The following is a 20,977-nucleotide window of genomic DNA, read 5'->3' on the forward strand; positions in this document are numbered from 1 at the left end:
CGGCTGACATGCCTGTCCTCAGAGTCCGCGCGCGTCAAAAGGTTGCGGTAGCATGGCGCCCTTGACAAGCGTCGGACGAACGGCCGGCGCGGCTGTTCGCTGAACTGAGGAATCCAGGATGGTATCGAAATCGCCGCCGGCCGTGCCGGCACGTTATGCGCATACCGCGATCGCGCTGCACTGGCTGATCGCGCTGCTGATCATCTGCGGCTTCGCGCTCGGCTGGGTGATGACCGACATCCCCGGCTTCACGCCGACCAAGCTGAAGTACTTCTCGTGGCACAAGTGGATCGGCGTGACGGTGTTCGCGCTGGCCGTCATCCGCGTGCTGTGGCGGGCGACGCACGTGCCGCCGCCGCTGCCGGCCGACACGCCGGCTTGGCAGCGCGTGGTATCGCACGGCGTGCACATGCTGCTGTACGTGCTGATGATCGTGATCCCCGTGACGGGCTACCTGTACAGCTCGGCCTCGAACATCCCGGTCGTCTACCTGGGCATCGTGCCGCTGCCGCGGCTGATCGACCCCGATCCGGCGCTCAAGGAAATCTTCAAGACGCTCCACGTGTCCTTGAATTACATTCTGCTTGCGCTCGTCGCGATGCACGTGCTCGCGGCGCTCAAGCACCAGTTGTTGGACCGCGACGGCCTGTTGTCGCGGATGCTTCCCTTTGCCAAATGAAGGATCCCATGAAAGTGTCTTTCTCCCGCTCCATGCTGACCGCGTTCGCCGCGGTGTCACTTGTCGCGTCGGGCGCGGCGCACGCCGATGTCGATCTCGCGAAGAGCAAGGTGTCCGCCGTGTCGAAGCAGATGAACGTGCCGACCGAAGGCGCGTTCAAGAAGTTTTCCGCGCAGGTGAAGTTCGATCCGGCGAAGGCCGCGCAGGGCAGCGCCCAGATGACGATCGACGTCGCGAGTTATGACCTCGGCGACAAGATGTACAACGACCAGGTCGCCGGCAAGGACTGGTTCGACGCGAAGGCTTTCCCGCAGGCGACGTTCGTGTCGTCGGCGATCGCACCGGCCGGTGGCAACAAGTACAACGTGACCGGCAAGCTGACGATCAAGGGCAAGGCCGAAACCGTCACGGTGCCCGTCACGGTCACGCAGAACGGCGCGACGCAGACGTTCGACGGCGTGCTGCCGATCAAGCGTTCGGCCTTCAACGTCGGCACCGGCGAATGGAAGGACACGTCGGTCGTCGCGGACGAAGTGCAGATCAAGTTCCATCTCGTCGCCACGAAGTAAGCGGCGAACCATCGCATCACCCGAATGCCGCGCGAGGGCGCGGCGCCGTTCCAAGGAGAAAGAGTTGAAAAAGCATCTGATGATCGCCGCAGGCGCACTGGCTGCCACGCTGTCGTTCTCGGCATTCGCCGACAGCGCAACCTACCAGTTCGATCCGTCGCACACGTACCCGAGCTTCGAGGCCGACCACTTCGGCGGCCTGTCGGTCTGGCGCGGCAAGTTCGACAAGTCGAGCGGCACCGTGACGCTCGATCGCGCGGCGAAGACGGGTACGGTCGACGTGACGACCGACATCGCGTCGATCCACACCGGCAGCGCGAAGCTCGACGAGCACCTGCAGACGAACGAATTCTTCGACGTCGCGAAGTTCCCGCAGGCGAACTACAAGGGCACGATCAAGTTCGACGGCGACAAGCCGGTGTCGGTGGTCGGCAACCTGACGCTGCATGGCGTCACGAAGCCGCTGACGCTGAAGATCGACTCGTTCAAGTGCATGCCGCATCCGATGCTCAAGCGTGAAGTGTGCGGCGTCGACGCGGTCGGCGAATTCAGCCGCGACGATTTCGGCCTCGACTACGGCAAGCAGTACGGCTTCAAGATGAAGACGAAGCTGCTGATCACGGCCGAAGCCGTCAAGCAGCAGTAATACCGCCAGCCGGGCCGGCCGCCGCGCCGGCCCGTCGCGCGCCAACCGCCGCGTTCCCGTTCCACGGGCGCGGCGGTTTTTTTGCGCGCCTATAATCGCCCGAGCGCCGCTTGCGGCGCCCGGGCGGCGCCGACGGCGCGCGCGTGGCCGCGGCCGCCTCGAACAGAACGTACAACGACAAGGAGATCGCCGATGCATGCCGTCACGCAGTCCCGTCCCATTGCCTCGTCGCCGCGCGTGTGGCGCGCGGTGGTCGCCGCGTCGATCGGCAATGCGCTCGAGTGGTTCGATCTCGTCGTCTACGGTTTTTTCGCGGTGACGATCTCGAAGCTGTTCTTCCCGGCCGGCAACGACACCGTGTCGCTGCTGCTCACGCTCGGCACGTTCGGCGTGTCGTTCTTCATGCGCCCGCTCGGCGCGATCGTGCTCGGCGCGTACGCCGACCGCGCGGGCCGCAAGGCCGCGCTCACGCTGTCGATCCTGCTGATGATGGCCGGCACGCTGATCATCGCGGTGCTGCCGACCTACGGGGCGATCGGCGTCGCGGCGCCGGTGATCCTCGTCGCCGCGCGGCTGATGCAGGGCTTCTCGGCCGGCGGCGAATTCGGCAGCGCGACCGCGTTCCTCGCCGAACACGTGCCGGGCCGGCGCGGCTTCTTCGCAAGCTGGCAGGTCGCGAGCCAGGGGCTCACGACGCTGCTCGCCGCCGGCTTCGGCACCGTGCTGAACGCGCAGCTCTCGGCCGCGCAGATGGCGTCGTGGGGCTGGCGCGTGCCGTTCTTCTTCGGCCTGCTGCTCGGGCCCGTCGCTTACTACATCCGCACGAAGGTCGACGAGACGCCCGAATTCCTTGCCGCGGAAGGCACCGCGAACCCGCTGCGCGACACGTTCGCGTCGCACAAGGCGCGTCTCGTCGCCGCGATGGGCGTGGTCGTGCTCGGCACCGTCGCGACCTATCTCGTGCTGTTCATGCCGACCTACGGCGTGAAGCAGCTCGGCCTCGCGCCGTCGGCCGCGTTCGCGGCGATCCTCGTCGTCGGCGTGATCCAGATGGTGTTCGCACCGCTCGTCGGCCACTGGTCCGACACTTACGGCCGCGTGCGCGTGATGATCGCGCCGGCGATCGGCATCCTCGTGCTGATCTATCCGGCATTCGCGTACCTGGTCGCCCATCCGGGCTTCGGCACGCTGATCGCCCTGCAGGTGCTGCTCGCATTCCTGATGACGGGTTACTTCGCGGCGCTGCCGGGTTTGTTGTCCGAAGTGTTTCCGGTGCAGACGCGCACGACCGGGATGTCGCTCGCCTATAACGTCGCGGTGACGATCTTCGGCGGCTTCGGGCCGTTCATCATCGCGTGGCTGATCAAGGCGACCGGGATGAAGACGGTGCCGAGCTTCTACCTGATGTTCGCGGCCGTGCTGAGCCTCGCGGCGCTGGTCGTGCTGCGCCGGCGGTTCGGCTTCCGGTAACAGGGCAGGCGGCGCGCGTCAGTTGCCGGCGCGCTCGCATACAGGTTGCGCGGGCATCAGTTGCGGCTTGGCGTCGACCGTTCGCACGGGGCGCCCCGCGAGCGCGGCAAGGGCCTGCCCGAGCTGCCAGTCGGAGGCCGTGCCGAACTCGCGCTGCGGCAGCGCCGCGCTTTTCGCCGAGCCGATCTTTGCAAGCGCACGCTGCTCGCGCAGCTTCTGCCGTTCCTTGCGCACCTTCGCGAACGGGTCGGGCGCCAGCCGGTCGGCATACGGCGCGCGCGGGAGATCGGCTTCGCGGTACCACAGCAGCACGCCGTCGACGTCCGAGTCGCGGCGCGGCGGCACCAGCCAGTCGGGCACGACGCCGTAGCCATCCATCGGGCAGCCGTTCGGCCGCAGGTTGCGCGCGAACGTGAAATTCAGGCGCGTACCGTCGATCAGGTCGACGCCCGTCTGCGCGAGCCCCTTTCCGTAGGTCGGCATGCCGAGCAGCTTCGCGCGGCCGAGATCCTTCAGTGCCGCCGCGGTCGCTTCGGCGGCCGACGCGCTCTGTCCGTCGACGAGCACGACGAGCGGCACGGTGCGCCACCAGTCGTCGGCCTGCAACGGCGCGAGCGGATCCTGTCCGTGCATGACCGGCAACGCGTAATCGGGCCAGTTGGTCGTGTAGCGGCGACGGTTGGCGTCGCCGCGCTCGACCGTCACCATCGCGGTGCGATCGCGGCCCGCGAACAGCGCGGTGATGCCGATCGCCGCGTTGAGCGCGCCGCCGCCGTTGATGCGCAGGTCGAGAATCACGCCTTTCACGGGCGGCCCCGCGCGGCGTGCGGCCTGCACCGCGTCGACGTAGGCGCCGACCGCGGGCTCCGGAAAGCTCGACAGCCGCGTGTACAGGACGTCGCCGGCAAGCCGTTTCGCGGTCGCGGGGTGCGGCTTGAGGATCGTCCGCACGGGCGCGAAGCTCAGCATCGCGTGCGACGGGCCGCGCTGTACCGTGAGCTTCAGCGGCACACCCGCGTCGCCCTTGGCGAGTTTGGTCAGGTCGGCGGCGTCGATGCCGACGACGCTCGTATCGTTCATCGCGACGACGAGATCGTCGGGGCGCACGCCGGCCTGTTCCGCGGGCGCGTCGGGAATCACGTCGACGATGTGCAGCCCGTCGGGCCGCGTCTCGAAGACGATGCCGATGCCGGGCGTGCCGTCGCGGGCGCGCCGTTCGTCTTCGCTCCGCTCCTGCTCCTCCTTCGCATCGAAGAAACGCGCGTACGGCAGCGTCCTGATTCCCGCGTGGGTCGTGGCGTCGAGCAGCGCGCCGATGTCGACGTCGGTCAGGTGCTGCCGCTTCAGCACTTCCACCGCCGCCTTGAGCTCGCAGATCTGCGGCTCCCAGTCGGGCGGGCAGGGCGAAGGCGGCCGGGCGGTGGCGGGTGAGGCGGGGGACGAGGATGAAGTGGCGGGAGCAGCGGCGGGCGGGGCGGGTGCCGGTTGTTGCGCACCGACCGGTGACGCGCACGGCAGGAACGCGGCCGTGACGGCTGCGCAAACGGCAAGGCGAAGAACGGTACGCGTGGAAGGCATCATCGGGACCGCACGTTGGAACGGAGGGCGAAGGTGCTGTCCCGCCGGCGCACGGCCGGCGGGCGGCGCGGCGGGACGGTCACGATTGTAGCCGACGCGCGTGGCCGGGCAGGGCGAGCGGGCCGCGCGCTCCACGCCGGCGGTACGGGCGAAAATACGGGCGAAAAAAAACCGGCCCAACCGGGCCGGTTTTTCGTCGGTGCCGAAGCAGCGCGGCGCTTAAACCTGCGCGCCTGCGTTGGGATCGTCCGGATCGTGCGCGGTCTTCTTTTCCTTGATCAGGTCTTCGCGCTTGATGCCGAGCCACATCGCGAGCGAGCCCGCGACGAACACCGACGAGTAGATGCCGAACATGATGCCGACCGTCAGCGCGAGGGCGAAGTAGTGCAGCGTCGGGCCGCCGAAGAAGAACATCGACAGCACCATCATTTCGGTCGACGTGTGCGTGATGATCGTACGCGACATCGTGGTCGTGATCGCGTGGTTGATCACTTCCTGCACGGTCATCTTGCGTTCGCGGCGGAACGTTTCGCGGATCCGGTCGAAGATGACGACCGACTCGTTGACCGAGTAGCCGAGCACCGCGAGGATGGCCGCGAGCACCGCCAGCGAGAACTCCCACTGGAAGAACGCGAAGAAGCCGAGAATGATCACGACGTCGTGCAGGTTGGCGATGATGCCGGCCACCGCGTACTTCCACTCGAAGCGGAACGACAGGTAGATCACGATGCCGATCACGACGCACGCGAGCGCGAGCAGGCCGTCGGTCGCGAGTTCGCGGCCGACCTGCGGGCCGACGAATTCGACGCGTTGCAGTGTGACGTCCGGGCTCTGTGCCTTCAGCGCGCTCATCACCTGGTCGCTCTGCTGAGCGGACGTGAGGCCTTCCTTCAGCTGCAGCCGGATCAGCACGTTGCGCGACGTGCCGAAGTTCTGCACCTGCGCGTCGGCGTAGCCGAGCTTGCCGAGCGTCGCGCGCACGGGTTCGAGTTCGGCGGCCTGCTGGTACTGCACCTCGATCACCGTCCCGCCGGTGAATTCGACGGACAGGTGCAGCCCGCGGTGGAACAGGAAGAACACGGCGGCGAGGAACGTGACCAGCGAGATCACGTTGAACACCAGCGCGTGCCGCATGAACGGAATGTCTTTACGGATGCGGAAAAATTCCATGGTCTTCTCCGGGGCCTTATTGGGTCGAGCCCGGTTTCTTCGGCGACACGCCTTGCTGCGCGCGGTTGCGCAGCTGCGGCTTGCCGGTGCGCGGCGCGTTGCCCTTCGCGGGCGCGGCGAGCTTCGCGGCACGCGCGGTGTCGGTCGCATCGTCCGCCTCGGCGAACGGTGCGGCGGCAGCGGCGCCTTCCGGCTTCCACACCTGGCCGATCGCGAGCGACTTCAGCTTCTTGCGGCCGCCGTACCAGAGGTTGACGATCCCGCGCGAGAAGAACACCGCGGAGAACATCGACGTCAGGATACCGAGGCAGTGCACGATCGCGAACGCGCGAACCGGGCCCGAGCCGAACGCGAGCAGCGCGAGGCCGGCGATCAGCGTCGTGACGTTCGAGTCGAGAATCGTCGCCCATGCGTGCGCGTAGCCCGACTGGATCGCGAGCTGCGGCGGCTGGCCCGCGCGCAGTTCCTCACGCACGCGCTCGTTGATCAGCACGTTCGAGTCGATCGCCATACCGAGCGCGAGCGCGATAGCGGCGATACCGGGCAGCGTCAGCGTGGCCTGCATCAGCGACAGCACGGCGACGAGCAGCAGCAGGTTCACCGACAGGCCGATCACCGAGATCACGCCGAACAGCATGTAGTACGCGATCATGAACACGGCGATCGCGCAGAAGCCCCAGATCACCGAGTGGACGCCCATCTTGATGTTGTCGGCGCCGAGGCTCGGGCCGATCGTGCGTTCCTCGATGATGTCCATCGGCGCGGCGAGCGAACCGGCGCGCAGCAGCAGCGCGAGGTCGGCCGCGGCCTGCGGCGTCGGCTGGCCCGTGATCTGGAAGCGGTCGCCGAGCTCCGACTGGATCGTCGCGACCGTCAGCACCTCGCCCTTGCCCTTCTCGAACAGCACCATCGCCATCGGCTTGCCGATGTTCTCGCGCGACACCGCGCGCACCGAGCGGCCGCCCGCCGAATCGAGGCGGATGTTGACCGACGGACGCTGGTGATCGTCGAAACCGGCCGATGCATCGATGATGCGGTCGCCCGTGAAGATCACTTCCTTCTTCAGCAGCACCGGCGCCTGGTTGCCCTGCGTGAACAGTTCTTCACCCGGCGGCACCGGGTCGTTCGGGTTCGGGTGCGTGTTGATCGGGTCGGCGAGGCGCGCTTCGAGCGTCGCGGTGCGGCCGATGATGTCCTTCGCCTTCGCGGTGTCCTGCACGCCCGGCAGCTCGACGACGATACGGTCGCTGCCCTGCTGCTGCAGGATCGGCTCCGACACGCCGAGTTCGTTCACGCGGTTGTGGAGCGTCGTCAGGTTCTGCTTGAGCGCGGCGTCCTCGACGGACTTCTGCACGGCCGGCGTAAACGTGCCGACGACCTGCGTGCCGCCGCCGCCGGGCTGGGTCGCCCATTGCAGTTCGGTGATCGACAGCGCGAGCACCTTGCGGGCGTCTTCCGCCGTCTGCGCATCGCTGAAATTGACGACCACGGACTGGTCGACGCGGCTCACGCCGCCGTCGCGGATGTTCTTGTCGCGCAGCAGCGTGCGCGCGTCGGACGCGTCGGAATCGAGCTTCTTCGTGAGCGCGCCCGTCATATCGACCTGGAGCAGGAAGTGGACGCCGCCACGCAGGTCGAGGCCGAGATACATCGGCAGCGCGTGCAGCGCGGTCAGCCAGCGCGGCGACGCGCTCTGCAGGTTCAGCGCGACGACGTACTGCGGATCGTTCGGGTCGGCGTTCAGCGACTTCTGCAGCAGGTCCTTGACGCGCAGCTGCGTATCGGTGTCCTTCAGGCGCACGCGGATGTTCGCGTTGGTCGCCGTGTTCTCGAAGGTGACGTCGTCCGGCGTGATCTGCGCGGCGGCGAGCGCCGATTCGACCTGGGTCAGCGTGGTCGAGTCGAGCTTGACCGTGGCCTTGCCGCTCGACACCTGCACCGCCGGCGCTTCGCCGAAGAAGTTGGGCAATGTGTACAGAAGGCCGATGGCGAGCGCCACGACCATCACGACATATTTCCAGAGTGGATAACGATTCATGAGGGAGCCGAACGGGTGGTTGGCGTGAAAGCGTCGCGTCCGGCGCCGCGGCGGCCCGCTCTCTCAGGCGGGCACGGCGCGGGGAGCCGGACGCTCGGTGAAGGGCTTACAGCGACTTGATCGTGCCCTTCGGCAGAATGGTCGTGACCGCGGCCTTCTGCACGGTGATTTCGGTGCCCTCGGCGATCTCGACGCCGATGTAGCCTTCGGTGACCTTCGTCACCTTGCCCACGAGGCCGCCGCTCGTGACGACTTCGTCGCCCTTGGCCATGGCCGCGAGCATGTTGCGGTGCTCCTTCTGACGCTTCATCTGCGGACGGATCATGATGAAGTAGAGCACGGCAAACATCAGGATGAGCGGCAGGAAGCTCATCAGGCTCGATTCGGCGCCACCGGCACCTTGGGCGAACGCGTTGGAAATGAACGGCACGTTGGTCTCTCCGTAGGGGAAGATCGAAAAATAAGCCGGTTATTCTACCACCGGCCCCATGCGCAAACGGCTCGGCAAATGCGCTTTCGGATCAAGCTGTTAAAGCGCGAACCGGTACCGTTGCGACTCGTTTGGAAAGGCAATTGTAATGTTTGGCGACCGGATTCGACAGTTGGGACGCATTATTTAGTACTCGTCCTATGTGACGGGCCGCGGCGCGGGCAGCCGGCCCGTCAGTCGACGCCTCTCGCGCGATCCTCCGCGAAGCGCTGGCGGAACGCGTCGAACGTGTGGGTCTCGATCGCGTCGCGGATCTCGCTCATCAGCTGCAGGTAGTAGTGCAGGTTGTGGATCGTGTTGAGCTGCGCGCCGAGGATCTCGCCGACGCGGTGCAGGTGATGCAGGTAGCCGCGCGAGAAGTTCTGGCACGTGTAGCACGAGCAGCTCGCGTCGAGCGGCTTCAGCGAGTTCTTGTGCGTCGCGTTGCGGATCTTCACGTCGCCGAAGCGCGTGAAGAGCCAGCCGTTGCGGGCATTGCGGGTCGGCATCACGCAGTCGAACATGTCGACGCCGTTCGCGACGCCCTCGACCAGGTCCTCCGGCGTGCCGACCCCCATCAGATAGTGCGGCTTGTTGGCCGGCAGCTTCGGGCCCACGTGGCGCAGCACGCGCATCATGTCTTCCTTCGGTTCGCCGACCGACAGCCCGCCGATCGCGAGGCCGTGGAAGCCGAGTTCCGCGAGGCCCGCGAGCGATTCGTCGCGCAGGTCCTCGAACATGCCGCCCTGGACGATCCCGAACAGCGCGTTCGGGTTGCCGAGCCGGTTGAATTCGTCGAGCGAGCGCTTCGCCCAGCGCAGCGACATGCGCATCGAGTCGGCCGCTTCCTTGTGCGTGGTCGGCACGCCGTTGGTCGCGTACGGCGTGCACTCGTCGAACTGCATCACGACGTCGGAGTTCAGCACCTTCTGGATCTGCATCGACACTTCCGGCGACAGGAACAGCTTGTCGCCGTTGATCGGCGACGCGAACGTGACGCCGTCCTCGGTGATCTTGCGCAGGTCGCCGAGCGAGAACACCTGGAAGCCGCCCGAGTCGGTCAGGATCGGCTTGTTCCAGCCCATGAAGCCGTGCAGGCCGCCGTGCGCGTCGATCGTGTCGAGGCCCGGGCGCAGCCACAGGTGGAACGTGTTGCCGAGAATGATCTGGGCCTTGATCTCGTGCAGCTCGCGCGGCTGGATCGCCTTCACGGTGCCGTACGTGCCGACGGGCATGAAGATCGGCGTCTCGACCACGCCGTGATTGAGCTTCACGCGGCCGCGGCGCGCATGGCCGTCGGTCGTCAGCAGTTCGAATTCGAGCCCGTTTGCGGGGCGGTCCTGCACGGGGGCGTGTGCATCGTGCGTATCGTGGGATGAACCTTCGGTCATCGCTTTATTCTCCTTGCCACCGGAGAACAGTCCGGCGCATGTTGGAAACGCCGCCGGCAGGCCGGCGGCGGGGAAAAACAGGTGCGCGCCATCGTAGCGCGTACCGTGGGAAAAGGGGCAACCGCGGGGGCAACCGCGCGGGGCAACAGCGCGGAGACACCCACGCGGCGTGCGGCAGCGCGAAGCGCAACGGCCGCCGCGCAATCGCGGGCCGCTGCATGTTCGCGCCTGTCGTGCTAGGCGCGCGGCGTCTCCGGCGTGTCGCGCCGCGTGAGCAGCATCGCGTCGCCGTAGCTGAAGAAGCGGTAGCGTTGTTCGATCGCATGCCGGTACGCGGAGCGGATCGTCTCGACGCCCGCGAACGCGGACACCAGCATCAGCAGCGTCGACTTCGGCAGGTGGAAGTTCGTGACGAGCCGGTCGACCACGCGGAAACGATAGCCCGGCGTGATGAAGATGTCGGTCTCGGCCTGCGTCGCCGCGAGCGGGCGGCCCGCTTCGTCGGCCGCGCGCGCCGCGGCTTCGAGCGCGCGCATCGACGTCGTGCCGACCGCGATCACGTTGCCGCCGCGCGCGCGGGTCGCGGCGATCTTGTCGACGAGCGACTGCGGCAGGTCGTACCACTCGCTGTGCATCTTGTGCTCGGCGATGTTGTCGACGCGCACCGGCTGGAACGTGCCGGCACCGACGTGCAGCGTCAGCGTCGCGCGCTCGACACCCATCGCGTCGAGCCGGTCGAGCATCGGCTGGTCGAAGTGCAGCCCGGCCGTGGGTGCGGCGACCGCCCCCGGATTGCTCGCGTAGACGGTCTGGTAGCGCGTCTCGTCGGTCGCATCCGGATCGTGCTCGATATAGGGCGGCAGCGGCAGGCGGCCGTACTGCTCGATGAGATCGAGGCACGGCTCGGGGAAGACCAGCGTGAAGAACGGCTCGACGCGCTCGCCGACGGTCACGTCGAACGCATCGGCGAGACGCAGCGTCGTGCCGGCACCCGGCGACTTGCTTGCGCGGATCTGCGCGAGCGCCGTGTGCGTGCCGGTCACGCGCTCGACCAGCACCTCGATCTTGCCGCCGCTGGCCTTCTGGCCGAAGAACCGCGCCTTCAGCACCTTGGTATCGTTGAACACGAGCAGGTCGCCGGGCGCGATGCACGACGGCAGCTCGGCGAAGCGGCGGTCGACGAGGCGCGCGGGCTCGACGGTGCCGTCGACCTCGAGCAGGCGGCTCGCGGTGCGGTCGGGCAGCGCGGTTTGCGCAATCAGCTCGGGCGGCAGATTGAAATCGAAATCGGAAAGCGTGAACATGCGGGCTGGTTCGAAACGGCCGGCGGGCGCCGCCGACAGGGCGGAAACGCATGAATGGGGCGCGCGAGCCGCTATGATGGCGGGATGCGCGGCCTGGCCGGCGTCGTTCGTTCGGACGACGTGAAAGCCGCTATTGTACTTGCCTTGTGAAGCACCCAGACGATCCGATGCCTGTGTCACCACGCCGCTCCTCCGCTGCCGTTGCCGATTCCGCCGATCCGTTCGACGCGGAGGATGCCGCGCCGCCCGTGCACGACACGGCGGCGCGCACCGTGCCGCGCCGTGCCGGCCCGAAGCGCGGCGCCGACGGCAGGCTCGCGCAGCCGGCAGCCGCCGCGCCCGATGCCGACGGTGCCGCCGCGGGCGATGCAGCGGGCGAGGCCGGCGCATCCGGCACGAAGCGCAAGAAGAAGCCGGCCGCCGACAAGCCCGTGAAGACCGTCGACAAGCTCGCGAAGCTCGGCCTCACGCGTTCGATCGATCTCGTGCTGCATCTGCCGATGCGCTACGAGGACGAAACCACGCTCACGCCGATCGGCGAGCTGCTGCCGGGCGGCATCGCGCAGACCGAAGGGGTCGTGTTCGACAACGAGGTCGCGTATCGCCCGCGCCGCCAGCTCGTCGTGAAGATCCAGGACGACGACGGCGAGCAGCTCGTGCTGCGCTTCCTCAATTTCTACGGCTCGCAGGTCAAGCAGATGGCCGTCGGCCAGCGGCTGCGCGTGCGCGGCGACGTGCGCGGCGGTTTCTTCGGGATGGAGATGGTGCATCCGGCCGTGCGCGTCGTCGAAGCCGATGCGCCGCTGCCGCAGGTGCTCACGCCCGTCTATCCGAGCACGGCCGGCGTGTCGCAGGCGTACCTGCGCAAGGCGATCGAGAACGCGGTGGAGCGCACGCCGCTGCCCGAGCTGCTGCCGCCCGAGATCCAGCGCGACTACCTGAAGCCGCTCGACGTGCCGACGCTCGAGCAGGCCGTGCGCATCCTGCACCACCCGCGCGTCGATTCCGACGAAGCCGCGCTGATGGACGGCTCGCATCCGGCGTGGACGCGCATCAAGTTCGAGGAACTGCTCGCGCAGCAACTGTCGCTCAAGCGCGCGCACGAGGAGCGCCGCACGCGCGCGGCGCCCGCGATGCCGCGCCGCACCGCGAGCGATGCCGATGCGCTGACGACCCGGCTCTATGCCGCGCTGCCGTTCACGCTGACGGGCGCGCAGGCGCGCGTCGTCGACGAGATCGCGCGCGACCTCACGCTCGCGCACCCGATGCAGCGCCTGCTGCAGGGCGACGTCGGCAGCGGCAAGACGGTGGTCGCGGCGCTGGCCGCCACGCAGGCGATCGACGCCGGCTACCAGGCCGCGCTGATGGCGCCCACCGAAATCCTCGCGGAGCAACATGCGCGCAAGCTGCGCGCGTGGCTCGAGCCGCTCGGCGTCACGGTTGCGTGGCTCGCGGGCAGCCTGAAGGCGAAAGAGAAGCGCGCGGCGATCGAGGCGGCCGCGCTCGGCACCGCGCAGCTCGTGATCGGCACGCACGCGATCATCCAGGACACGGTCGAATTCGCCCGGCTCGGCCTCGTGATCGTCGACGAGCAGCACCGCTTCGGCGTCGAGCAGCGGCTCGCGCTGCGGGCGAAGGCCGCGAACGCGGCCAACGGCGCGCGCGACTTCCAGCCGCACCAGTTGATGATGTCGGCCACGCCGATTCCGCGCACGCTCGCGATGACGTATTACGCGGACCTCGAGGTCTCGACGATCGACGAGCTGCCGCCGGGCCGCACGCCGGTGCTGACGCGCCTCGTCGGTGATGCGCGGCGCGAGGAGGTGATCGCCCGCGTGCGCGAGGCCGCGCTGACCGGGCGCCAGGTGTACTGGGTGTGCCCGCTGATCGAGGAGAGCGAGACGCTGCAGCTGCAGACGGCCGTCGAGACTTACGAGACGCTGGCCGCCGCGCTTCCGGAGCTGAAGGTCGGGCTCGTGCACGGCCGGCTGTCGCCGGCCGACAAGGCGGCCGTGATGGAAGCGTTCACGCGCAACGAAGTGCAGCTGCTCGTCGCGACGACCGTGATCGAGGTCGGCGTCGACGTGCCGAACGCGTCGCTGATGGTGATCGAGCACGCGGAGCGCTTCGGCCTCGCGCAGCTGCACCAGTTGCGCGGCCGGGTCGGGCGCGGCACCGCGGCGTCGGTGTGCGTGCTGCTGTACACGGGGCCGCTGTCGCTCACCGGCCGCGAGCGGCTGAAGACGATGCGCGAGACGACCGACGGCTTCGAGATCGCGCGGCGCGACCTCGAGATCCGCGGCCCCGGCGAATTCCTCGGCGCCCGCCAGTCGGGCGCGGCGATGCTGCGCTTCGCGAACCTTGAGACCGACGGCTGGCTGATCGATCCGGCCCGCGAAGCCGCGACGCGGCTGATTGCCGCGTATCCCGAAATCGTCACGCAGCATCTCGCGCGCTGGCTCGGCGCGCGGGAGCAGTATCTGAAGGCCTGATCCGCGGGTTGGGGCCGGATCCGGAATCGCCATTCGACGCATGCCGATGCAGAGAAACTTGGCGAACCGGTGTCACAGGGTGTATAAATTAAACCTATCGCCTGTATATCTCTGATTGACCCACAATGACGCTGACTGAATTGAAATACATCGTCGCGGTCGCGCGCGAACGGCATTTCGGCCGTGCGGCCGAAGCCTGCTTCGTGAGCCAGCCGACGCTGTCGGTGGCGATCAAGAAGCTCGAAGACGAGCTGAACGTGCAGATTTTCGAGCGCGGCGCGAGCGAAGTGAGCGTGACGCCGATCGGTGACCAGATCGTCACGCAGGCGCAGCGCGTACTCGAGCAGACTTTCGCGATCAAGGAGATCGCGAAGCAGGGCAAGGATCCGCTGGTCGGCCCGTTCCGCCTCGGCGTGATCTACACGATCGGGCCGTACCTGCTGCCGACGCTCGTCAAGCAGATGATCCAGCGTGTCCCGCAGATGCCGTTGATGCTGCAGGAAAACTACACGCTCAAGCTGCTCGAACTGCTGAAGCAGGGCGAGATCGACGCCGCGATCATGGCGCTGCCGTTTCCGGAAACCGGCCTGATGGTGCGCCCGCTGTACGACGAACCGTTCGTTGTCGCGCTGCCGGCCGGCCATCCGTGGGAGAAGCGCGACGAGATCGACGCCGAGGACCTGAAGCAGGAAACCATGCTTCTGCTCGGCAACGGTCACTGCTTCCGCGATCACGTGCTCGGCGTGTGCCCGGAGCTGATGCGCTTCTCGCAGACGGCCGACGGCATCCAGAAGACCTTCGAGGGCTCGTCGCTCGAGACGATCCGCCACATGGTCGCGAGCGGCGTCGGCATCACGGTGCTGCCGCGAATGTCGGTTGCCGAGATCGGCCCGCGCGCGAACGGCCCCGATGCCGAACTGCTGTCGTACGTGCCGTTCAACGAGCCGGTGCCCGACCGCCGCGTGGTGCTCGTGTGGCGCAAGAGCTTCACGCGGATGCCCGCGATCGACGCGATCAGCGACGCGATTTCCGCCTGCGAGCTGCCGGGTGTCGCGAAGCTCGACATGCCGGCGACGATGAACTGAGCGCGCTGCGGCATGCGCGTGTGGCAGCCCGATGAACGGGGTCTTGCGACCCCGTTTATTTTTCTCTATCGCATAGATGAAATTAATTAAATTCAAGTAATCGATAGACGTATATAGAATCCTCTATATGGATCGGTGTCCTGTCGACGACCGGTCTGCACGTTGAGTGCAAGCGTCAAAGGAGGATGTCATGATGCGGTCGGTATTGCAGCACGCGCAGCGGAACATCCCGCCGCGCGACGCGGTCGTACATCGCGCCAGGGCGGCGGTTCGCAGCCTGCGTCCGATTGCGTTCGCGTACCTCGCGGACCGTGTGTATGGCGGTTGAACGCCGCCGCGCGCCGGTTCAGTGTTCCCCCGATTCACCCGCCATCAAGCCATGAGGGAGCATCGCATGTCCGAAAGCTGGAGTTCCGCCCGCGGCGTCGTCACGACGCCTGCCGGCAGCCGGTTCCCCGAGCGTCCCGCCCGCGGCGCGTCGCAGCGGGAACGCGCGTTACAGGCCCCGCGCGACATCCCGTAGTACGACAGGAGAATCAACCTGTTCCGTTTCCCATCCCCGCAATGACACTCCACCAACCGCACCCGGCATGCCGCCGGAGCGAACCGATGGAGTCATACGAGCAAGCCAAGGAGAAATCGCATGTCGAACGAAACGAAGTGCCCGTTCAACCACACCGCTGGTGGCGGCACGACGAACAAGGACTGGTGGCCGAATCAGCTCAACCTGAACATCCTGCACCGCCATTCGGCGCTGTCCGATCCGATGGACAAGGATTTCGACTACGCGGAAGCGTTCAGCAAGCTGGACCTCGCGGCGGTGAAGAAGGACCTGCACGCACTGATGACGATGTCGCAGGACTGGTGGCCGGCCGACTTCGGCCACTATGGCGGCCTGTTCATCCGCATGGCCTGGCACAGCGCCGGCACGTATCGCACGGCCGACGGCCGGGGCGGCGCGGGCGGCGGGCAGCAGCGCTTCGCGCCGCTCAACAGCTGGCCGGACAACGTCAGCCTCGACAAGGCACGCCGGCTGCTGTGGCCGATCAAGCAGAAGTACGGCCGCAACATCTCGTGGGCCGACCTGCTGATCCTGACCGGCAACGTCGCGCTCGAATCGATGGGCTTCAAGACCTTCGGCTATGCCGGCGGTCGCGTCGACACGTGGGAACCGGACGACGTCTACTGGGGCTCGGAAAAGATCTGGCTGGAACTGAGCGGCGGCCCGAACAGCCGCTACTCGGGCAAGCGTGAGCTCGAAAGCCCGCTCGCTGCCGTGCAGATGGGCCTCATCTACGTGAACCCGGAAGGCCCGGACGGCAACCCCGACCCGGTCGCCGCCGCGCATGACATCCGCGAGACGTTCGCACGCATGGCGATGAACGACGAAGAAACGGTCGCGCTGATCGCGGGCGGCCACACGTTCGGCAAGACGCACGGTGCCGGTCCGGCGTCGAACGTCGGCCCCGAGCCGGAAGCCGCGGGCCTCGAGGAGCAGGGTCTCGGCTGGAAGAGCACGTTCGGCACGGGCAAGGGCAAGGACGCGATCACGAGCGGCCTCGAAGTCACGTGGACGTCGACGCCGACGAAGTGGAGCAACGACTTCTTCAAGCACCTGTTCAGCTACGAGTGGGAGCTCACGAAGAGCCCGGCCGGTGCACATCAGTGGGTCGCGAAGGACGCCGGCGAAGTGATTCCCGATGCGTTCGACGCGTCGAAGAAGCATCGCCCGACGATGCTGACGACCGACCTGTCGCTGCGTTTCGACCCGGCCTACGAAAAGATCTCGCGCCGTTTCTACGAGAACCCGGCCGAGTTCGCCGATGCGTTCGCGCGTGCGTGGTTCAAGCTCACGCACCGCGACATGGGCCCGCGCTCCCGTTATCTCGGCCCGGAAGTGCCGGCGGAACACCTGCTGTGGCAGGACCCGATCCCGGCAGTCGATCACCCGCTGATCGACGATGCCGACGTTGCCGCGCTGAAGGCGAAGGTGCTGGCCACGGGCCTGTCGGTGTCGCAGCTCGTGTCGACGGCATGGGCGTCGGCCGCGACGTTCCGCGGATCGGACAAGCGCGGCGGCGCGAACGGCGCGCGTATCCGCCTGGCGCCGCAGAAGGACTGGGAAGTGAACCGTCCGGCTGAGCTCGCGAAGGTGCTCGCGACGCTCGAAGGCGTGCAGAAGGCGTTCAACGACGCGCAGACGGGCGGCAAGAAGGTGTCGCTCGCCGACCTGATCGTGCTGGCCGGTGCGGCCGGCGTCGAGCAGGCCGCGAAGAACGCGGGCGTCGCGGTGACGGTGCCGTTCGCACCGGGCCGTGCGGATGCATCGCAGGAAGAGACCGATATCGAAGCGATGGCCGTGCTCGAGCCGGTCGCGGACGGCTTCCGCAACTTCCTGAAGCACGCGTACAAGACGCCGGCCGAGGCGCTGCTGGTCGACAAGGCGCAACTGCTGACGCTGAGCGCGCCCGAGATGACGGTGCTCGTCGGTGGCCTGCGCGTGCTCGGCGCGAACGCCGGCGAGGCGAAGCATGGCGTGTTCACCGACCGTCCGGAAGCGCTGACGAACGACTTCTTCGTGAACCTGCTCGACATGGGCACGGAATGGAAGCCGGCGTCGGCCGCGAACGACGTGTTCGAAGGGCGCGATCGCGCGACGGGCAAGGTGAAGTGGACCGGCACGCGTGTCGACCTGATCTTCGGCTCGCATGCGCAGCTGCGTGCGCTGGCCGAGGTGTACGGCAGCGCGGATGCGAAGGAGAAGTTCGCGCGCGACTTCGTCGCGGCCTGGAACAAGGTGATGAACCTCGACCGCTTCGACCTCGCGTGAGCGTTGCCGTGCAGTAGCACGGTGAGGCAGTAACGGGAAACGGCCGGTCGTCCGGCCGGCCGTTTCGTCCCGATCCTGGATTTCGTTGAAGGAGTGACGATCATGACGCAAATGATGCTGAACATGCGTGCCGCGCTGGCGGCACCGAAGTTGCGGGCGCCGGCCGAGATCGCGCGGTACGTAGTCGGATTCGCGATCGTCGTGGGCGGTGCGGCCGAACTGGTGTCGCAGGCGCTGCACGCGATCGCCGCCGCCTGAGCGCGGCGGATCGCACGCCACGCTGCAGTGGCGAGTCATACGGGTGGTGCGGTGTCGGCATGCAGGTCAACAGGTTCGCCTGGATTGCTCCGGTTGATTGAGTGAGGAGTCCGCAACATGTCCATAAAGACCCGCGATCCATCCAGATCTACCCGGTTGAGGGTGCCCTGACGATATTGCTTGCGCCGTCCGAACACCACATTGGCGTTGATGTCGTGCCGGCGCGCAACAATCGACACCGGCATGCCGGGCTCCAATGTTTCCCTGATCACCTGCTGCCTGAATGCTTGCGTGTACATCCGATGGGGATGGGCACGAATCCCTGCGTTCGACATGGCTGACTGGCTCCGTCAATCCAAACGTGCCCATCGTGCTTTGGAAAAATGAGCATCGGGAAACGGTCCGGTCGAGGCGCTTGCGATGAAGCGTGCGCTGTCGTGGTTTCGCGGATTCGACAGCGATGCGATCGCCGCGGTACCGACCGACGCGTTGAGGCCGGGAAGGGCCCGCAACGCCGGCGGCTCCGAGGTGCATCCGCTCGATGTGCTGCCTGGTTCGTTGATCGAACGGGATCCGCATCGATCGGTTGGCGATTTTGCCGCGACGGTGATTCTCGGGCGGCGCCGGCAACGCGGCGGTTTCGCGGGCGCCGGCGATCGTCATCCCCGCGCGCACGACGCTGCGCGACAAGGCTGAGCCGTCAGCAAGCGGTGTCGGATATATTCAGCAGGTTCTCCATCATCCAGGTAGCCATTCAATGGAATCACGACGCAAGGCAGTGGGCGTGGTCGCGCCTGCGGGGGTGCCCGATCCGGAAGGCATCGCGCGTGGCATTGCGCTCGTCGAAAGTTGGGGCTTCGAGGTCAGGGCGGGCGCGCACCTCGGCAGCCGGTACCGCTATTTCGCCGGTACCGCCGAGGAGCGCGCGGACGACCTGCGGCGCACCCTGATGGATCCGTCGATCGATATCGTGTGGCTCGCGCGGGGGGGATTCGGTTGCGCGCATTTGCTTGAGCACTTGCCCGACGAGATCGCAACGCCGAAGACGATCATCGGCTTTTCCGACGCGACGTCACTGTTCTGCGCACTCGCGGATCGGCCCGGCGTGCGTTTGCTGCATGGCCCGACATTTCACAGTCTGGCGACCAAGGTCGACGACGCGACGCGCGCCGACATTCGCGCTGTGCTGACCGGCGACGAACGCGCCGCGCTGAGTCTGCGGCATTTGTCCGGCGCCCCTGGTGCCGTGCGGGGACGTCTGTGCGGCGGCAACGTGACGGTACTCGCGAGCGTCGCGGGTACGCGCTGGTCGCTTCGCTCACGCGACGCGATCGTACTGCTGGAGGACGTGACGGAGTTCGGCTACCGGCTCGACCGCAGCCTGACGCAACTGCGTCTGAGCGGCGCGTTCGACGGAGCCCGTGCGTTCGTGCTCGGGCAATTCACGCGCTGCCCGATCCCGGACGGCGCGGATTTCACGCTCGAGCAGATGCTTGTCGACGTGCTGGGCGGCTTCGGCCTGCCGATCTACTCGGGTCTGCCGATCGGACATGAACACCGCAACATCACCTGGCAATACGGCAGCCAGGCTGCCATCGAGAACGGCGCGATCCGGTTCGGCGCGTAGCGTCGAATCCGGAAGGACAGGAATGCGTACCTTCGGCGATTTCGCGAAACTGTCGTCGGTGCCGGAAGCGAAGGGCGTGCCGGCGGCGGAAGACATGATCCGCCCGCTCGTCGAAGGGCACGAGGCCGTCGTGCGAACCGCGCGCCCGATCTTCCCGATCGCCGACGCGGCGAGCGACGAGCCCACCGCCGACCTGCCGACCTGCTGGCGCAGCGCCTGCAGACGCATGAAAACCGCGAGGATGCTGCGCTCGCCGCTCGCGTAAGTGCGGTGCGGCCGGAGAGGGCGCGTTGACTCGCCCGATCCGGAGTGATCGAATCCGTCCCTTGATTGGCGCAAATCGTGGCCCGGCCCTGCGCAGCGGGCCCGGGCGGCCCGGGCGCGCCGGGCGGCTGCCGGCCGCGGGCCGCCCCGACATGACGCGAAGCACCGCTCGGCTCTAAAATGCCGGGGTTATCTTCCCGGTGCCTCGCCATGCTTGCCCGCTTTCCCCTGTATCTGCGGCTCGTCCGGATGGACAAGCCGATCGGCAGCCTGCTGCTGCTGTGGCCGACGCTCAACGCGCTGTGGATCGCGTCCGACGGCCATCCGCGCTGGCCGCTGCTCGTGATCTTCTCGCTCGGCACGCTGCTGATGCGCTCGGCCGGCTGCGCGATGAACGACTACGCCGACCGCGATTTCGACCGCCACGTGAAGCGCACGGCCGACCGGCCGCTGACGTCGGGCAAGATCCGTGCGTGGGAAGCCGTTGCGATCGCCGTCGGGCTCGCATTCATCTCGTTCCTGCTGATCCTGCCGCTCAACACGCTGACGAAGGAGCTGTCCGTCGTCGCGCTGTTCGTCGCGGGTTCGTATCCGTTCATGAAGCGTTTCTTCGCGATTCCGCAGGCGTATCTCGGCATCGCGTTCGGCTTCGGCATTCCGATGGCGTTCGCGGCCGTGCAGGACACGGTGCCGGCGATCGCGTGGGTGATGCTGGTCGCGAACATTTTCTGGTCGGTCGCGTACGACACCGAATACGCGATGGTCGATCGCGACGACGACATCAAGATCGGCATCCGCACGTCGGCGCTGACGTTCGGCCGCTTCGACGTCGCGGCCGTGATGGCGTGTTATGCGGCGACGCTCGGCATCTACGTGTGGATCGGCGTGACGCTCGGCTTCGGCCTCGCGTACTGGGCCGGCTGGGCGGCGGCGGTCGGCTGCGCGCTGTATCACTACACGCTGATCAAGGGCCGCGAGCGGATGCCGTGCTTCGCCGCGTTCCGGCACAACAACTGGCTCGGCGGCGTGCTGTTCGCGGGGATCGCCGCGCATTACCTGCTGGCGGGGCCGGCGGCCAACTGAAGCGGCCGCGCGCCGGCGCGCGAC

Annotated in this window: 17 protein-coding genes and 1 pseudogene; 11 read left to right on the forward strand and 7 right to left on the reverse strand. The window is 67.3% G+C overall.

Features of this window, described 5'->3' with window-relative positions; all coding sequences use genetic code 11:
• Positions 1-118: 118 nt before the first annotated feature.
• The 4 genes from PQB87_RS03740 to PQB87_RS03755 all read left to right on the forward strand — a co-directional run bounded on the left by PQB87_RS03740 (position 119) and on the right by PQB87_RS03755 (position 3,364).
• Positions 119-679 (forward strand): cytochrome b, encoded by a 561-nt coding sequence (locus PQB87_RS03740; RefSeq protein ID WP_060065936.1) that lies wholly within the window; start codon positions 119-121, stop codon positions 677-679.
• Positions 680-687: 8 nt separating this feature from the next.
• Positions 688-1,248: a YceI family protein gene (locus tag PQB87_RS03745; RefSeq protein ID WP_042972699.1), complete on the forward strand. Its 561-nt coding sequence runs from the start codon at positions 688-690 to the stop codon at positions 1,246-1,248.
• Between the two features lie 64 nt (positions 1,249-1,312).
• The gene (locus tag PQB87_RS03750) at positions 1,313-1,894 is read left to right on the forward strand and encodes a YceI family protein (protein ID WP_027788340.1); all 582 of its coding nucleotides are present in this window, start codon (positions 1,313-1,315) and stop codon (positions 1,892-1,894) included.
• Between the two features lie 192 nt (positions 1,895-2,086).
• Positions 2,087-3,364, forward strand: a complete 1,278-nt coding sequence (locus PQB87_RS03755) for an MFS transporter (protein WP_489242569.1) — start codon at positions 2,087-2,089, stop codon at positions 3,362-3,364.
• A gap of 18 nt (positions 3,365-3,382) precedes the next feature.
• Here the strand turns inward: PQB87_RS03755 and PQB87_RS03760 are convergent, their stop codons facing one another.
• The 6 genes from PQB87_RS03760 to queA all read right to left on the reverse strand — a co-directional run bounded on the left by PQB87_RS03760 (position 3,383) and on the right by queA (position 11,314).
• Positions 3,383-4,945 carry a S41 family peptidase gene (locus PQB87_RS03760; RefSeq protein ID WP_489242571.1) on the reverse strand — a complete coding sequence of 521 codons (1,563 nt, stop codon included), beginning with the start codon at positions 4,943-4,945 and terminating at the stop codon, positions 3,383-3,385.
• 216 nt (positions 4,946-5,161) lie between these two features.
• Positions 5,162-6,112 carry a protein translocase subunit SecF gene (gene secF, locus PQB87_RS03765; protein ID WP_021163787.1) on the reverse strand — a complete coding sequence of 317 codons (951 nt, stop codon included), beginning with the start codon at positions 6,110-6,112 and terminating at the stop codon, positions 5,162-5,164.
• A gap of 16 nt (positions 6,113-6,128) precedes the next feature.
• Positions 6,129-8,150 carry a protein translocase subunit SecD gene (secD, locus tag PQB87_RS03770; RefSeq protein ID WP_021163786.1) on the reverse strand — a complete coding sequence of 674 codons (2,022 nt, stop codon included), beginning with the start codon at positions 8,148-8,150 and terminating at the stop codon, positions 6,129-6,131.
• A gap of 106 nt (positions 8,151-8,256) precedes the next feature.
• Complete coding sequence (gene yajC, locus PQB87_RS03775; RefSeq protein WP_006476868.1) at positions 8,257-8,580, reverse strand: preprotein translocase subunit YajC; 324 nt, start codon at positions 8,578-8,580, stop codon at positions 8,257-8,259.
• 233 nt (positions 8,581-8,813) lie between these two features.
• Positions 8,814-10,010, reverse strand: a complete 1,197-nt coding sequence (tgt, locus tag PQB87_RS03780) for a tRNA guanosine(34) transglycosylase Tgt (RefSeq protein WP_059709672.1) — start codon at positions 10,008-10,010, stop codon at positions 8,814-8,816.
• A 236-nt stretch (positions 10,011-10,246) separates the two neighbouring features.
• The gene (gene queA, locus PQB87_RS03785; RefSeq protein ID WP_060065939.1) at positions 10,247-11,314 is read right to left on the reverse strand and encodes a tRNA preQ1(34) S-adenosylmethionine ribosyltransferase-isomerase QueA; all 1,068 of its coding nucleotides are present in this window, start codon (positions 11,312-11,314) and stop codon (positions 10,247-10,249) included.
• A gap of 167 nt (positions 11,315-11,481) precedes the next feature.
• Here queA and recG point away from each other — a divergent pair, with 167 nt between their 5' ends.
• The 4 genes from recG (at position 11,482) to PQB87_RS03805 (ending at position 17,979) form a co-directional block, all read left to right on the forward strand.
• Positions 11,482-13,806 carry an ATP-dependent DNA helicase RecG gene (recG, locus tag PQB87_RS03790; protein ID WP_059675555.1) on the forward strand — a complete coding sequence of 775 codons (2,325 nt, stop codon included), beginning with the start codon at positions 11,482-11,484 and terminating at the stop codon, positions 13,804-13,806.
• Between the two features lie 125 nt (positions 13,807-13,931).
• Positions 13,932-14,891 carry a LysR substrate-binding domain-containing protein gene (locus tag PQB87_RS03795; RefSeq protein WP_006483664.1) on the forward strand — a complete coding sequence of 320 codons (960 nt, stop codon included), beginning with the start codon at positions 13,932-13,934 and terminating at the stop codon, positions 14,889-14,891.
• Positions 14,892-15,534: 643 nt separating this feature from the next.
• The gene (gene katG, locus PQB87_RS03800) at positions 15,535-17,721 is read left to right on the forward strand and encodes a catalase/peroxidase HPI (RefSeq protein WP_111942402.1); all 2,187 of its coding nucleotides are present in this window, start codon (positions 15,535-15,537) and stop codon (positions 17,719-17,721) included.
• Positions 17,722-17,823: 102 nt separating this feature from the next.
• The gene (locus PQB87_RS03805) at positions 17,824-17,979 is read left to right on the forward strand and encodes a hypothetical protein (RefSeq protein WP_489242572.1); all 156 of its coding nucleotides are present in this window, start codon (positions 17,824-17,826) and stop codon (positions 17,977-17,979) included.
• Positions 17,980-18,014: 35 nt separating this feature from the next.
• On the opposite strand, the gene PQB87_RS03810 is transcribed toward PQB87_RS03805, so the two are convergent.
• Entirely contained in the window at positions 18,015-18,314 is a 300-nt protein-coding gene (locus PQB87_RS03810; protein ID WP_489242573.1) for a transposase, read from the reverse strand.
• Positions 18,315-18,736: 422 nt separating this feature from the next.
• On the opposite strand from PQB87_RS03810, the gene PQB87_RS03815 reads away from it, so the two are divergent.
• From PQB87_RS03815 to ubiA, 3 genes and pseudogenes are all read left to right on the forward strand, one after another.
• A complete protein-coding gene (locus PQB87_RS03815; protein ID WP_233343850.1) occupies positions 18,737-19,606 on the forward strand; it encodes a S66 peptidase family protein in 870 nt (289 codons plus the stop codon).
• Positions 19,607-19,634: 28 nt separating this feature from the next.
• Positions 19,635-19,871 (forward strand): annotated as a pseudogene (locus PQB87_RS03820) (DNA starvation/stationary phase protection protein); the annotation flags it as partial.
• A 209-nt stretch (positions 19,872-20,080) separates the two neighbouring features.
• Positions 20,081-20,953, forward strand: a complete 873-nt coding sequence (ubiA, locus tag PQB87_RS03825) for a 4-hydroxybenzoate octaprenyltransferase (protein ID WP_059685202.1) — start codon at positions 20,081-20,083, stop codon at positions 20,951-20,953.
• Positions 20,954-20,977: the final 24 nt, after the last annotated feature.

The organism is Burkholderia sp. KL41 (assembly GCF_057005415.2).

Excerpts from the sequence above, each read along its gene's own strand:
- PQB87_RS03740 (WP_060065936.1), top strand. The coding sequence starts at position 119 with ATGGTATCGAAATCGCCGCCGGCCGTGCCGGCACGTTATGCGCATACC.
- PQB87_RS03745 (WP_042972699.1), top strand. The coding sequence starts at position 688 with ATGAAAGTGTCTTTCTCCCGCTCCATGCTGACCGCGTTCGCCGCGGTG.
- PQB87_RS03755 (WP_489242569.1), top strand. The coding sequence starts at position 2,087 with ATGCATGCCGTCACGCAGTCCCGTCCCATTGCCTCGTCGCCGCGCGTG.
- PQB87_RS03760 (WP_489242571.1), bottom strand. The coding sequence starts at position 4,945 with ATGATGCCTTCCACGCGTACCGTTCTTCGCCTTGCCGTTTGCGCAGCC.
- secF (WP_021163787.1), bottom strand. The coding sequence starts at position 6,112 with ATGGAATTTTTCCGCATCCGTAAAGACATTCCGTTCATGCGGCACGCG.
- secD (WP_021163786.1), bottom strand. The coding sequence starts at position 8,150 with ATGAATCGTTATCCACTCTGGAAATATGTCGTGATGGTCGTGGCGCTC.
- tgt (WP_059709672.1), bottom strand. The coding sequence starts at position 10,010 with ATGACCGAAGGTTCATCCCACGATACGCACGATGCACACGCCCCCGTG.
- queA (WP_060065939.1), bottom strand. The coding sequence starts at position 11,314 with ATGTTCACGCTTTCCGATTTCGATTTCAATCTGCCGCCCGAGCTGATT.
- recG (WP_059675555.1), top strand. The coding sequence starts at position 11,482 with ATGCCTGTGTCACCACGCCGCTCCTCCGCTGCCGTTGCCGATTCCGCC.
- PQB87_RS03795 (WP_006483664.1), top strand. The coding sequence starts at position 13,932 with ATGACGCTGACTGAATTGAAATACATCGTCGCGGTCGCGCGCGAACGG.
- katG (WP_111942402.1), top strand. The coding sequence starts at position 15,535 with ATGTCGAACGAAACGAAGTGCCCGTTCAACCACACCGCTGGTGGCGGC.
- PQB87_RS03805 (WP_489242572.1), top strand. The coding sequence starts at position 17,824 with ATGACGCAAATGATGCTGAACATGCGTGCCGCGCTGGCGGCACCGAAG.
- PQB87_RS03810 (WP_489242573.1), bottom strand. The coding sequence starts at position 18,314 with ATGTCGAACGCAGGGATTCGTGCCCATCCCCATCGGATGTACACGCAA.
- PQB87_RS03815 (WP_233343850.1), top strand. The coding sequence starts at position 18,737 with ATGGAATCACGACGCAAGGCAGTGGGCGTGGTCGCGCCTGCGGGGGTG.
- ubiA (WP_059685202.1), top strand. The coding sequence starts at position 20,081 with ATGCTTGCCCGCTTTCCCCTGTATCTGCGGCTCGTCCGGATGGACAAG.